This window comes from Endozoicomonas sp. ISHI1, assembly GCF_024606225.1.
In the GTDB taxonomy this organism is placed as follows: domain Bacteria; phylum Pseudomonadota; class Gammaproteobacteria; order Pseudomonadales; family Endozoicomonadaceae; genus Endozoicomonas_A.
Map to the genome: position 1 here is coordinate 26,809 of NZ_JAGRPU010000047.1, position 13,996 is coordinate 40,804.

Annotated in this window: 11 protein-coding genes and 1 pseudogene; 8 read left to right on the forward strand and 4 right to left on the reverse strand. The window is 43.3% G+C overall.

Annotated features, from left to right (window positions below):
* Window positions 1-405: 405 nt before the first annotated feature.
* The gene (locus tag KBW69_RS20190; protein ID WP_257282044.1) at window positions 406-1,044 is read right to left on the reverse strand and encodes a hypothetical protein; all 639 of its coding nucleotides are present in this window, start codon (window positions 1,042-1,044) and stop codon (window positions 406-408) included.
* A gap of 467 nt (window positions 1,045-1,511) precedes the next feature.
* Here KBW69_RS20190 and KBW69_RS20195 point away from each other — a divergent pair, with 467 nt between their 5' ends.
* The 4 genes from KBW69_RS20195 to KBW69_RS20205 all read left to right on the forward strand — a co-directional run bounded on the left by KBW69_RS20195 (window position 1,512) and on the right by KBW69_RS20205 (window position 4,738).
* Window positions 1,512-1,700 (forward strand): hypothetical protein, encoded by a 189-nt coding sequence (locus KBW69_RS20195; RefSeq protein WP_257282045.1) that lies wholly within the window; start codon window positions 1,512-1,514, stop codon window positions 1,698-1,700.
* 406 nt (window positions 1,701-2,106) lie between these two features.
* Entirely contained in the window at window positions 2,107-2,220 is a 114-nt protein-coding gene (locus KBW69_RS23965) for an RING finger domain-containing protein (RefSeq protein ID WP_368736461.1), read from the forward strand.
* An 883-nt stretch (window positions 2,221-3,103) separates the two neighbouring features.
* Window positions 3,104-3,673, forward strand: a complete 570-nt coding sequence (locus KBW69_RS20200; protein WP_257282046.1) for a hypothetical protein — start codon at window positions 3,104-3,106, stop codon at window positions 3,671-3,673.
* A gap of 135 nt (window positions 3,674-3,808) precedes the next feature.
* Entirely contained in the window at window positions 3,809-4,738 is a 930-nt protein-coding gene (locus KBW69_RS20205) for a hypothetical protein (protein WP_257253964.1), read from the forward strand.
* Between the two features lie 457 nt (window positions 4,739-5,195).
* On the opposite strand, the gene KBW69_RS20210 is transcribed toward KBW69_RS20205, so the two are convergent.
* Window positions 5,196-5,342, reverse strand: coding sequence for a hypothetical protein (locus tag KBW69_RS20210; protein ID WP_257282047.1), 147 nt, complete (start codon window positions 5,340-5,342; stop codon window positions 5,196-5,198).
* A gap of 195 nt (window positions 5,343-5,537) precedes the next feature.
* Here KBW69_RS20210 and KBW69_RS20215 point away from each other — a divergent pair.
* Together KBW69_RS20215 and ltrA are read left to right on the forward strand one after the other, a co-directional pair.
* Window positions 5,538-6,485, forward strand: a pseudogene (locus KBW69_RS20215) (ISAs1 family transposase); the annotation flags it as partial.
* Window positions 6,486-7,041: 556 nt separating this feature from the next.
* Window positions 7,042-8,292, forward strand: a complete 1,251-nt coding sequence (ltrA, locus tag KBW69_RS20220) for a group II intron reverse transcriptase/maturase (protein ID WP_257282048.1) — start codon at window positions 7,042-7,044, stop codon at window positions 8,290-8,292.
* Between the two features lie 462 nt (window positions 8,293-8,754).
* Here ltrA and KBW69_RS20225 read toward each other — a convergent pair whose 3' ends face one another.
* The gene (locus tag KBW69_RS20225) at window positions 8,755-9,645 is read right to left on the reverse strand and encodes a hypothetical protein (protein WP_257252628.1); all 891 of its coding nucleotides are present in this window, start codon (window positions 9,643-9,645) and stop codon (window positions 8,755-8,757) included.
* 1,723 nt (window positions 9,646-11,368) lie between these two features.
* Here KBW69_RS20225 and tnpA point away from each other — a divergent pair.
* Both tnpA and KBW69_RS20235 read left to right on the forward strand, forming a co-directional pair.
* Window positions 11,369-11,854: an IS200/IS605 family transposase gene (gene tnpA / locus KBW69_RS20230; protein WP_373690725.1), complete on the forward strand. Its 486-nt coding sequence runs from the start codon at window positions 11,369-11,371 to the stop codon at window positions 11,852-11,854.
* A 101-nt stretch (window positions 11,855-11,955) separates the two neighbouring features.
* The gene (locus KBW69_RS20235) at window positions 11,956-12,765 is read left to right on the forward strand and encodes a hypothetical protein (RefSeq protein WP_257282049.1); all 810 of its coding nucleotides are present in this window, start codon (window positions 11,956-11,958) and stop codon (window positions 12,763-12,765) included.
* 498 nt (window positions 12,766-13,263) lie between these two features.
* Here KBW69_RS20235 and KBW69_RS20240 read toward each other — a convergent pair whose 3' ends face one another.
* Window positions 13,264-13,776: a lipocalin family protein gene (locus KBW69_RS20240; RefSeq protein WP_257282050.1), complete on the reverse strand. Its 513-nt coding sequence runs from the start codon at window positions 13,774-13,776 to the stop codon at window positions 13,264-13,266.
* Window positions 13,777-13,996 lie beyond the last annotated feature (220 nt).

The following is a 13,996-nucleotide window of genomic DNA, read 5'->3' on the forward strand; positions in this document are numbered from 1 at the left end:
GTTTTTCGTTTGTTCATAAACGGTAAATTAACCCCACATTACAAAGAAAGCCATATCCCTTAATACTTCAGGTTTCAAAACGGAAAGATCTATGAAACCTATAGAGCGCAAACAAAACAGCTAGTCTGGCAAGAACGAATGAACGACTGGCAAAAATCCGGACTTTCGGCCTCTGGCTGGGGTAAAAAGCACGATATCAAACAGCACCTGTTCTTTTACCAGAGGCGCAAACTGCTTGCTCAGCCAGAAGCGCCTGCAGTGTTCTGAACGGTTCCCAGACTGGTCATAAGCCAGAGTGGAAAAATTATAAATTAACAGGGAGTCTGAAGGTCAGCACTCGCTAATAACAGGAGCCGCAAGTTTTACGGCTTTGTTCTTTGATTTTTCTACTGGCTCCTTATGTGGCTAATTTCCCAATCTATGTCCCGTTCCTGACATAGATGTAGATTGTCGTGATGTCGCTTTTGTCCATAGTTCAGAGAAGAAATCGGAAAAATTTTCCAAAACTGTCTGGCATTGTTCAGGCCTGAATGCACAGGTTATAAAAACCATTAAACAGCCAGGTGCTAAATATGAAGAACCAAGCCCCCATAAAATTGCAAAGGTAAGGCTCGTAGCAATTATTGCTGGACGAACTTTATTAATAGAATCTGAATTGGTCAATTGAGTAGGCAATACTACTATTAATGGCTCCTTGTTATCTTTACTATCTTCTAAAGTCAAATATCGCTTGATGCTATCTTTCAAATATGGAAATTCATTAGTTAAGTTTTTTAAATTAACTATTTCACAGGAGCTGGGAATGTAATGGCCCCTGACAAGAAAAAACGGAGCAAGCTGATTAATTACAGACCAATTGTTATCAAAGTCATCATTAAAGATTTTCTTATCAATTGTTTCTCTTTCAATAACAGCATATTGACTTTTATTTTCATTAGCTGAACATATAAAAAAGTTTATCTGCTCAGAAGCAGAAGCATTGAATATAAAAAGATTGAAAGTTATCGCGGAAAGAATAAATAACGCTTTGTAAATAAATACCATAATATATGGATCCTGAGATTGATTCTATGATTTCTTTTTTGATGAATCTCGCAAAAGTAGACCATAAAACGCCACATAACAAATGATTCAAGTTCGTTCCGGGCTTTGCTCTCCACCCGACGACGTCGGCGGCGCGGCTGAACCAGGCGCGTGTGCCGGGCATGGCACTTAACTTGAGAAGTGAAGATCAGGTATTCGCAGAGCCGGAGGTTAGCGCAAGAGCAAGGGCGTTGCCGTGAGGCAGGGTCTGCGCGAGGAAAGTTAAGTGTCATACATCGGGAGGTCGGCATTTTGTTGAGGGAGCATCTGACAAAGGAATCATTCTGCTTGACCGCAATACAGAAGACCGAAAATGGCTCCTGCAACAGACCATCCATTGCCTTGTCAGCAGAAGGCATTGTAGTTGAATCTCGCCCCTGAAGGTCTGAACAGATATTGGAGAGTAATTGTCGGGGAAGTGATTTCGGATGACAGTTGTTAAACAACTGTCGTTGTCTCTGGATTATCCAGGGGGGGAACTGGTAACGGGAGACCCGATTGAATCCAAATCCATCTTTTGTTCACCTGTGATGGCGCGGCTACTTGAGAGGAATAATCTGGTACCGGTACTTAGCAGCTTCAAGGTAATAAAGGAGCCGCTGGCGTTAATGGTATGACTGTTGACGAACTTCCGCATTTGCTGAGATAGCAATGGCCAAACTGAGAGTGACTGCCAAACAACTAAGCCGTCGAACGAAGGCCGTTATCTTAAAGATCATTACAGAGCTAAGATGTGTGGGACGGATCAAAGCTGTCAGGCTCTGCCCTATCCGGATTAAGTGTCTTGCCGTTAATCTCTGCTAATCTGTGTCCTTCACTTATATAGATTGAAGTTATGCCATTGAGTGCCAAAGCAAAACCTCAGCCGACAAAGATTGATCATACTCGCAACACCCTGACTGACGCAGTTGATGCTTTGGGTCAAACCCGTGGTGAAATGCACCAAAGGTTTGACCAGTAAGACAAAGAACATGGTCAATTCAAACATGAGGTGAAAGAGCGGTTTAACTGCCTCGAACGGAAATTTGTTTAGAAATAATTAATGATGGAAAGTTGCGCACTTTTGAGTACGGTCATAAATTTCACCGTGAATGCATCGCAAAATGGTTTAAAAAAACATCCTGCCCATTTTGCTAATTTAATGTAATGACTGGTGAAATGGAGTGTAGCAATCCGTCTTCAGGCCCAGAAAGTTCAGACTCAGAAAGTCCAGAATCGGAAAGTTCAGGTCTGGAAAGTTCAGATCCGGAAAGTTTAGAAACGGATAGCTCCACACAAGAAAGTTCAGAGACTGATAGCACTGACTCTGAGTGCAACCCTCCACGCAGAAAAAAAAGACGCTATAGCTAAATACTTAGTTTTTGAAACAGGTATAAATCGGTTAGCCGGGGATCTCTAACCTCCGGCCCCTGCAGCACCTTGGTCTGCGGGTCCGCACTGGGCGATTCACCGAGGATAGCTAAACCTGATCTATAAGTCTTTCAGAGAAACAAGCCCAAGGCTCGCAGGAAAAATGTCGTTCAATGTATGCTGAGCTGCTTGTTAATCTGGCGTTCCTTGACTAGATTTACCATGGTTGTTTGAGAGGGAGAGCGATTCGTGGGCTTTTGCGCCAGATGTTTTTGTACTTTGTTCTGGCCTCAAGGAGATAACCTGCCTGGGTTTCCGGGAGCCTGACCGACAATGGCCCCGTCTGGGAGACCACGTAGCCAAGACGGCAGAAAATTGAGGATGAAAATTCGGTTTTGTGAGGAGAATAGCGAGCTATTTGACGAACGAAAGTGGACTTTCAGACTAAATTACCGCCGCCGCACGACTGCATGGATGCAAGAGCCAGAGCAACGCAGGAACAGTTGCCGTGAAGGGCAGTCTATTCTCGGTCAGGCTCCTGTTGGGTTGCCGGAGCCGTAAGTGTTTCGGTTAGCAGCGGTATTGATCTTTGTGGCCTTTGCACCGCTTAAAATGGGCTTTTATTCGGTTTGAGCCAAGTTAGAATTTCTACATCAGTTGAAGAGCGGTGATGAAGGTTGTAAGGTTTTTGTTGATTTTAATAGCTATACATTCCATAGCACTTCGTGCTGAAATGCTGTCTGAAACGAAAAAAGTATTGGATTTTTTTGATCAGAGCATAGAGAAAACATTCCCAGCGAGCTCAGATGAGTATAAAAAACATGAAGCCTTGAAACATTCTCTGAGGCTTAATATTGTTATTGATGAACTTAGGGTGAGCTTTTCAGTGCTTCACTATAAGCTAAATGCTTCTGCAACATCGGCTAAAGATGTGCTTTTGCAAAATCTACAGCAATCAATGAGTCAAGTCTTGCATGAACATGTATCTCAAGAACTTTCTACGGCGTTAATGGAGTTCAGTACAGTTATTATACATGGTGTAAGTATGAGTGATTACCTACATCCGTTTGAATCAATGGAGGTAAGAGATTTGAAAGTAAAAATCACATCTCTAATGGAACAAATATTAAATATTTTTCTCAATAGTCAAGATCTCCATGACTTTTATAGGTCTATTGGAATGGATGTCAGTTTTTCTGAAATTGTGGCTTTTTTACAATCTATTTTGTCTGAAAAGTAATTTATCCACATTAACAACAAGTATAGCAAATGCAACCAGTTCTTTCTGGGGTCTCCCCCCTACATCTGATGCGCCTTGATCGCACAGCAGAACCATACGTTAGATGAAGTTAGATTAATGCATGAGATAAGTAATATGAATATTGCAGGAAAAAAGCTACCTTCAATTAATACAGAAGATGTATCGCTATCTGATAAAAAGCAAAAAAACGAATGTGATGAAAATTCTAAGGAAAAACTTATTCCTCATAGAAAAAGTGAACCATTTTATGGATTGGAACTGAAAAGCAGGAAGGTTGAAGAAATAAGTTTGCATGATGGGCAAAAATATAAAAATCTCTGTATTACACCAGAGAGGCTATCTAAAAAGGGGGTTTTATTAGCAGATAAAGATGATCAAGAATCAATATTGAAAGTTGCAAATTTAATTTTCAAGGCGATGAATAACCCAAGTAATCCTTTATATACATTCTTATCGGGAGGAAACACTCCAACAGCCAGTGATGAAGCTAAAAGGATAAAAGTTAATAACTTTCTGGAATCTTATGATGAATTAGATCTTTTCATTACTCTTCATTCTAATGGAAAAAAGCTGGATACAAAGACTTTCGTTTCCGATGAAGAGCTTAATAGCACCTTTGAAAACTATGGTGTTGTGATTCTGAATGGATTGAATCCAGACAAGCATTCTACTTTAATGCTTGGTTGTGGTCATAATAATGATTATTGTGATCATTCAAACATAGATACTTTGGATATTCGGGCAAGTATCAAACCTGATGTTTTATTACAGTGGGGAGACAAAAGAGCAATTGAATATCTCAGTATATTAAATAAATATGATGAAATTGTTGATGAAGGACCTTTGTGTTCATTTATGAATTACTCGGATGATTATTTCTCGGCAGTAAGGTCATGCTTGGTTGAAAATGGAAAATTACGACTACCAAGCCACGTGCTTGATGAAAGTAAAATTCCATTAGACTTTATAAAAGATGGCTCTTCAAAGAGAAATAATTTTGGTTCACGTCACTTTTGCACAACCTATATCTACTCCCCTGGTTGAAATCACCTAACAAGTGGCTATGCTGCCAACTGCAGATTATCCTGCTAAACCGGCACTGGCCGAAGATTCGGCAGCAACTGTCATCAGGAACCTACCAACCCAAACCCATGCGGTGGGATGACCCCCACCAAACCGGATGAGAGCAAGCGCAAGATCTTAGAGTAGACATTAAGCCTCACCCACAGCACAAAGATCTAATCTTGTACGCCCTGAACAAACATCTTGTGCAGGGTGTTCACGTTTCGCATTATCTGCCCAGAAGTCGAGGAGCTTCCTTGTATGTGAGTGCAGAGACTTACCATAAGGGATAAAATGACATTACCAAACAGACTGGTTCCACTTTTCATCGCCTTATTTATTTTGGCTGTTCAAGGTGAGTTCTGCCGCCGGAAATGAATCTTTTTTGAGCTTAATGTCTACCCTTAGAGCGCAAGATGGCCTTCTGCCGCCTGTACTTTCAAATATCGTACTCAATAATCTGGCTGGGGAGCAGGAAAAGGGGAACCTTGGAATTGACCGCCGTGCCCACGACAGTGTTGTATTCCCAAACCATACGGTATTGGCAATGCCAGATGACATGCGTTAACTTTTCAAATTTGCTCATGCTACTTCCTTTGTCTAGTAGTTGTGGAGACAACTCAGAGATAAGGAGTAGCAGGGGTAGTTCATGGCAGGCGAAGCCAACCATTCACAGGGAAAAATCATGAAACCTCCTGAAAATATTGACCTGTAGCTTATATTTGTTTTCTTTTTAATACGTCTATGGTCTTATACCTGCACAACAGGATAAGGCCTCAGCATGAATGCTCACGATTTGATTTCACAACTCTCTATTATTAGTGACCCACGCCAAGCTTGGAAAGTCGGCCACAAGCTAACAGACATCCTTTTTCTGACCATCTGTGCTGTCATTGCCGGCGCAGAAGGCTGGGGTGAAATCGAAGACTTTGGTCATGAACGCCTCGACTGGCTTAAGCAGTATGGTGACTTTGAAGAAGGCATTCCTTCTAATGACACCATAGCGCGAGTCGTGAGCACCATCAGCCCAAAGCGGTTCCAGAAGTGCTTTATTGACTGGATGAATGCCTGTCACAAGGTCTCTCAAGGAGACGTTATAGCCATCGACGGCAAGACGCTCAGACGTTCTAACGATAAAGGTAAAAAACGCGGTGCGATTCATATGATTAGTGCTTTTTCCGCGGCCAATAACGTGGTGCTGGGGCAACTTAAAACAGAAGAGAAATCTAATGAAATAACCGCCATCCCCGAACTCCTGAAGCTCTTGGAAATCAAGGGTTGTCTTGTGACACTCGATGCCATGGGATGTCAGCGAGATATAGCCCAGGCCATAGTCGAAAAGGAGGCTGATTATCTGCTGGCGGTCAAAGGCAATCAGGGCAAGCTTGAAAAAGCCTTCGATCATCACTTCTCTTTGGAGAAGCTGAACCAATGGCAAGGTGATAGCTATATGACTCGAGAAACAGGCCATGGCCGCACAGAAAGCCGGATGTATTTTGTGAGTGATATCTTCGATGAGTTTGTGAATTTTTCCTTCGACTGGCCGGGTTTGAAAACCCTGGGAATAGCACTGTCATCGAGAGAAATTGAGGGTGAGCTGGTGAGCTTGGATGATGTCTGCATTCGTTACTACATCAGCTCTGCCGAGCTAACGGCTGAGCAATTGGGTAAGGCCAGCCGGGAGCATTGGCACATAGAGAATAAGCTTCACTGGAAACTCGATGGTGTGCCACAGGCACACGGACTGGCTGCATAAGGATAATGCAACAGAACTGTGGCTAAGCTTGGGAGGAGATGGTGGTATGGCCCACCGAAGTCTACTGTCGGAAGTCGGCTTCAAACCACTTCAAGCTGCGTGCATTAAGAGTGCTCGTGGTGAGCGTTGAAGAGACGTGCACCGATCAGGTGTGCAGGTGAGGAATGAGAAGACGAGTTATCGAACCCATGATGACGCATCGTAAACCAGAGATTCGACATCAAAAGCCAGCAGCGTCTAAGGTTGGTGATCAATTTACAGGTTGCTCCGAAGGCCGTGTAAGTGGTGTCCGGTGTAAAGTGGGCGTGATCTCATTCCAGGCTCCTCTCAGGAACTGTGGGAACCAGTCGTCAGACTGCCAAGGGAGAAACGCAAGTCATCAAAGTGATAAGCGTGAGAGTACCAATGTCTGGCACTGGGGCGGAACTGCCCGTATTAGTGTAGAAATACTTGTAATGAGTATGGAGCGAAGGGGCAGTGTTAAACGGTATCTGTCGGGTATCCAACTGCGAAAACAGGAGGAGATATCGTGACAGGTACACATCGATTCAACATCGACAAATGGCAAGTCGTCAAAGCCTATCAGTTGGTGAAAGCTAATAAAGGGGCAGCGGGTATTGACAGGGAGTCAATGGCCGAGTTTGAGAAAGACTTAAAGAACAACCTATACAAAATCTGGAACCGCATGACAGCAGGGAGTTACTTCCCTCCTGCTGTCAAAGCGGTCCCCATACCCAAAAAGTCAGGGGGAAAACGGTTACTGGGTATCCCAACGATATCCGACCGAATAGCCCAGATGGTTGCCAAGCTCTACTTTGAGCCTTTGGTAGAACCATTCTTTCTCAGGGATTCCTATGGGTACAGGCCGGGTAAATCGGCAATTGATGCCATACGTGTTACAAGAAAACGATGCTGGCATCAGGACTGGGTTCTGGAATTTGATATCAAAGGACTGTTCGACAACATTTCACATGAATTGCTGATGAAGGCGGTGAGCAAACACACCCGCTGCAAATGGCTGTTACTCTACGTAGAGCGGTGGCTGAAAGCGCCAATGATCAATGAGAGTGGTGAGTGTATAGAACGTACACAAGGCACACCTCAGGGAGGTGTTATCAGTCCGGTGTTAGCAAATCTGTTTCTCCATTACGTATTCGATAAATGGATGCAGAAGCACTATCCGCATGTGAAATGGTGCAGGTATGCAGACGATGGGCTGGCGCACTGTCGAAGTGAAGAAGAGGCTCAGGGTATGCTGTCGGCACTACGGGACAGGTTTGCAGAATGTGGACTTGAGTTGCATCCTGAGAAGACCAAAATTGTCTACTGCAAGGATGGTTCTCGTAAGGGGCAGTCTCAACACACCAGCTTTGACTTTCTGAGTTACACCTTCAGGCCGAGGTGGGTGCTGAACAGGAAACGACAAAGTCTTTTCCTCAGCTTCTCTCCAGCAGCTAGTAGGGGTGCGCAGAAGGCAATGATCAAGAAGATCAGGATGTTGGGTATCCGTAAGCGAACAGATTTAAGTCTTGTTGAAATAGCCAGATGGATTAATCCAATCCTGTCGGGTTGGATCAATTACTACGGTTGTTTCTATCGATCGGAGCTTTACAGAGTCTTCCGACAGGTTAACAAAGCGTTGATCTGGTGGGCGAGGCACAAGTACAAAAAGCTACAGAGACGAAAGACGAGAGCGGGCAGGTTTATGGAAAACATTGCCAAATCTCACAGCTATTTGTTTGCCCATTGGCGGGCAGGGATGAGGGGATCGATGGTTTAGCGGGAGCGGAATGAGTCGAGAGGCTCACGTTCCGTTCTAGGAGGGGCTGTGGGGGTAGTTCCCACGGCCTACTCACCTTGCGATGAGAGAAGACGAGAGTCGCATCCGAAGAAATGACGGAGCAGAAATTCTAGCAGGCTTTAGACATATTGCAGTCAATCTACTGAACAACACGAAAACCTTCAAAGCAGGTCTGAAGAGAAAACAAAAGAAAGCCGCTATGAGTACACGCTATCTGGCTGAAGTCCTTGCTGGGCAGGCACTTTCATGATTTTGCCGTGCAACCATTCATGACCATGTCGATAGGACGTGGGTTTTCACGATGCACTAAAAAAATACCAGTTCTTCCCGGTGCTTCGCACATCCACCGACTTAGCCGGAGTTTTTAAATCTTTTGTAAATGAAGTTAAAATGATATTTAGGAAGTGATTCTAGAGATTCGTTATGTTCCTTGAGATTCAATTATCGATGGTAAAAAAGAGACATGAGCCAAGGATATGCTCGTCTCAGACAGTTTGTCGGTACTCCTTTTGAAGTTTGGAGCGAACTATGTTGCGTATCATCAATATTCTGATCATCATCGGGATCGATTGCGTTTGCTTGTACAATTATATCTTGATCAGAATTTAATATCTGACTTTGACCTTGCTGTGTTGCCAGAATAATAACTTGGGGGTATAGAACTGTAGTCCTGTGTGACTGTAATATTGAGCGATGATAAGCAAGGGCATTTCTACAAATCGTATTAGTTACAGAGGCACCTACGGAACCAACTATTAAAGGTCGTTGCAATGAAGAAGGGCATAGATTTACAAAAAACATCATGTGTGCGAGAGCCGCTGAACCTGCACCTTGTAGTAACGGACTCAACGGGCCACTTATTCCTCTATATCTGCAATATGCTATCATTCCGGCAAAACAGGCACCGGCTGAAAAGATAGTGACTCCATTTGGATAGCGTATCATCAGTCTTCTTATTAGTCGCGGTATCCATTCACTTGGATAAAGGTTAGCAATCCAATTCATGCCACCAGGGAGAAGCGCCCCTGCATTACGCTGCTGCTCAAGTTGTTGCGAAAGTAACTGAAGTATTTCTTCATCTTCGGCATGCAGATAAAATGTTCGTTCCCCAACTCTGATCCAGCGCTGTTGCCAGTTGTATGGGGCTCGACCATTACCGTTGCATGCTCCTCCTGATGGTGGGGGCGTTGGTGGGGGGGGAACCATATCTGTACCCGCCATACAGATGGGGCATACATCTAAAAATGTGAAAGTTAGAGTAACTAGTATTCTAAAGTAATAGGGTAATATTTTGGCTTCATAAATAAACGACATATAGGCACCGAAAGCCATACAAAAACCTTATCCAGTCTATATGTGATCAGCTAAATATGACAAAAAAATCTGGAGACTGTGAACTTTCCCTATTGTGTTGGACACTCAAATTCCAACCGAAACGTGAGCTATATGCTTGCTTACAGTACTGGGAAAAAACTCGTCACTACATCAACGAATTTAAAAAAATATCTGCTGTTCGAATGTTTAAACCCAAAAAAAGGGTGAATGATGTCGCTTAAGCTTTCGACATTCATCCCTATCGTTTGGCTTTGCAAGGAGTATTTTGCAGGACTGCACGTGGCTGATAAGCACAAAGTCAGGACAACTCCAGCTGATGTGTATGCCGATCAAGGTCTTTACTGATAAAAATCAGGATTTTGTCGTCTTCCTATCGAAGTGTTTTGATCCGTCAGAGATACGTTGGGCAGGCCTTTTTACCCTTCTCAGAAGAGAGTTTGATAATCTGATCTTTTAAGATGAAATCTTCTGTTGCTCTTCGGGCGGGTGCTAAGGACTTCATCAAGAGTAGAAGACTTCATCCTGCCAACAAAATGTGCACCCTGACAGGTCATCTCGTAGTTCCAGACATAGTCGTCAGAGGTTCGACCAGATCGTGAACAGAGACTCGCCGCAAGTTGAGCGAACATCATGACAACAAGTTGGTCCGGCAAGATAGCGTTCTGGTTCTGGAGTCGCCATTATGACGATCGACGGCTCTCTGGAACGGGTGAGGGGAAATTACCCTGAGCAACTATTGGAAAAGCTGTTATGATACTTCATGCCTGTTCTTCTTGGTTTCTGAAATATCCGTCTTGACAACTGCTGTTTTACTGCTGACCAACAGAGGCAGGCGTCTCACCACTTTGCTTGTTTTTTAACCAGACGGCAGTTATGTGCATTCGGTCAATACGTGCTTTCACTCTGTTCTCAGTATTGTCAATGATTTGCATTTCAGGGGAGGCTGACATTCATGAGATTTATATGAAGTATGGTTATAAAAATGTTCATATATTATACATTGTGCAATTTCCTTTCGTGAATGGTCTCATTGAGTACTTAAACCGAATCTCCCACGAGCTTTTGATCCCAATGCTAGACTTTGTAGATTCAAGTCAAACTGACCTCCGGGACTTGGATGACTTAACCTTTTTAGAGTCCGAACTTGCAACCACCAGCAAAATTCATGCTGAGACACTTAGATGGCTCAATGAATGGTTGTTTAATTATTAGTCTTTTATTCAGGATGTATAACCTGTCTTCCCGGGGACCGTGTACCTCCGTAAACGCTAAACCCACAATACCTACTTCGCAATACTTAAGCGGAATATTTTAAAGATTCCGACTTGATATTCAGTAGCGATAGGTGTTCCGTGTTCGCGTCTTTCTCTAACACTGATCTGCTCACTAGCTGCAGGGACCGTTGGTGTGACATGACAAGCCTACCTGGAGGACAGTGGTGCTGGTATGGATTTGCGCAGGGGGGGCGGGTAACTGGCATTCTTGTTGTGGACGCTAGCTCTGCCATGCTAATTCGAGTTGAGCTCCCTCCACCTTCGGCGACTGAAGCAGACGCTGTGTTGTGATGCAGCACACAATAGTCAAGCAATACTGGCTTGTGCTCATAATATTGCTACTCTGGAGCATTCATAAAGTTAATTATTCATAAGGTGAACCTACGGCTATGCAGTGGAGGCTGGCATAGGTTATACCGAGGCTTCGGTAGCTGACATCGAGGGTTTTGCTAAGAACCAAGAGGTTTAATTTATGGCAGATTACAAAAGTCTGGCTCATACTTGATGGGGTTGTAAGTATCACATTGCCTTTGTTGCCAAAAAGCGGCAAAAGTCGTTTATGGAAGTTTGAAAAATTTTCCAGTTCCCGGGAACATTTTTTTCATGAGCTTGCCAAACGCAAAAGGAGTGAAATTGTGGGAGGGTATTTGATGCGAGATCACGTTCATATTTGCGTTCGCATTCCGCCGGAGTATTCTGTTTCCCGTATTGTTAGTTATGTGAAGGGTAGTTGTGTAATAGCTATTGCGAGACACTTCAAAGGTAAGCAGAGGGCTTTTTCCGGGGAGTACTTCTGGGTACAAGGGTATTTTGTTAGCATAGTAGAGCCTGACCAAAATGTGGCTCGAGAATTCAGCAGAAATCAGGAGAAAAATGATGAAACACGGGCTCAGCTAAAACTTGGTTTTGACTCGCGCCCCGGGGTGCAATAAAAGCCCTTACCCTTTGAGGGCGTCACCGAATAAGCCTCCGGCTTTGCCGGAGGTCAGCTAACTTACATGGAGGTATAAAAGACAAGAGATAGGCGAATCGAATGAAAGAAAAACTAATGTGTTTGTTTTTAATGTTCTGTTCCGTAACTGCCATTGGTGCTGGTTTTGAAAGGAAGTGGTTTTGGACTTATAGGGGAGCAGCAGAGACAGGTGATCACATAGTTGTTACTTTTAACTTGGAAACTAATAACGTTACAATAAATGGAGAAAGTATTTTCTCATCACCTCCTGACTTATCACAAATTGAAAATCCATTTTTGTTTTTGTTTGCTATGAATTGGGGTGTTATATTTCACTTGTCCCAACTGTTGGCTAGTAATAAAATTGGATCAGTTATTCCCTTTTATATCAATGTTAATGATCCTATATTCAAGCATGTTGCTGAAGGGGAAGATGGCAAAAGTTTGTTTTATTTTGATAAAAAAGCTGATATTACGTTAAAGTCTGGGATTAGATATAAGAAAATAGGATTTAAATCAAAGAATGGTTCTATGATTTGTATTTATATGGAAGAAATCAATGGTTCTGAATATACAATCAGAGCTGTCTTCATGACATCTGATAAAAAATATAAACATAGCTATAGAGATTTTAACTTTAAAAAAGATTTTGGTGATGGAGGTAGTGGTGGGGCAGGTCTGGTTTCAAATATGTTAACTTACGATTCTGAGATTTACTATAAACAACGAATGAAAAATAACTATTTAGACAAAAGTTTAGCTGATCCTTTTAATAACTATTTAGATAAAAAATTAGCTGACCCTTTTAATAAATCTTTAGAGTATAACAATATGCTTGTTAAAATAATGATTTCGTGTTCGTTATATTGGTTGTCAAGCGTTGGACGTTGATATTAAATCATCACAACATGAGAGTGCCTTTAATCGGTCCGCTTTTGGAGGCGGCCTCGGTGGTATTCCCGAAGAAAATAAACAGTATGACGTTGTGGTGGTGAACTCCATGTTCTTGGCGAAGAAGCCGGCGAAAAACTGGATATTGTTCCGGCACGAAGAGGCAGGGTTATTGAACTTCGTCCGAAGTACGGCTGCCTCTATACCGATACGGCCAGGTATCCATCCTTAAACGGTTGAATGTCGACATCAGTCGTGCGACACTGGCCAACTGGATGATATGGACGGTGCAGCTGCTAACGCAGCTCCCTTTGCATCGAAATATCTTGCCATTCGGCTTGGATCGTCCAGTCTGTTGAACATGGAGAGATAATCCATTGTCGTTGAATTCCGGGCGCTGGGTGAGGGTTGGCTGAGATACGTGGTTACATTTCCAGCCGAGAAATTGAGAAAGTTGTAAGGAGCATTCGCAAGCCCTTGCAATGCAGTTTCTGACTGTCACTGTTTGACCCAGATTAACTGGTCAGTGTCAAATCCAAGCTTATCGGATTGTTGGATAAACCGTTCTTTTAACTCCTGGCTTATTTCAGGGGTTCGGGACAGAAACCATAGATAACCCCTATTAAAACCGCTAACAAAGGCGTACTGGTAACCCTTCTGGTCCAGTTCGAAGATAACATAAGAGCCATAAAAGGGGCCAAAGAAAGAGACTTTTAAATAGCCCTCACCACTTTGTCGAGCGAACTTTGCTGTGCCTCTTGCCCGACGGTATTCATCGTCTTTTTCAGAGTAGCCAGAGTTGGTCACTTTTACGGTACCGTCCAGTTGTAAGGTGTACTCAGCAGTGACCTGACTCAGGCCTCGCTCGAAGGAGTGATCCAGTCGGGCAATTTCGTACCACTTGCCCATATACCTTTCAATGTCAAAAGGTGTTACTGGTTTTACGTGTTCAGGAATTCCTGTGCAGCCTGAGACCAGTGCAAGCAGGGCCAGACAGGTAAAGAGTTTCATAAATAATCACCCTTTTTTTTATTCAAGGTAGATGTACGGGAATTTTAAGGGATAGGATGCAATTAAACATCTATTGTCGTGAAGGTGGCGTTTTACCGCTACTAAAAATCTAACATAATCTGTAATTATGTAGACTTATCTACGCCGTCACCGTGGATGCACGACGAATCGTGTCTAACTCCACTCTTGCGTAGGGTTTAACGTCGAGCTGTAACGTGTC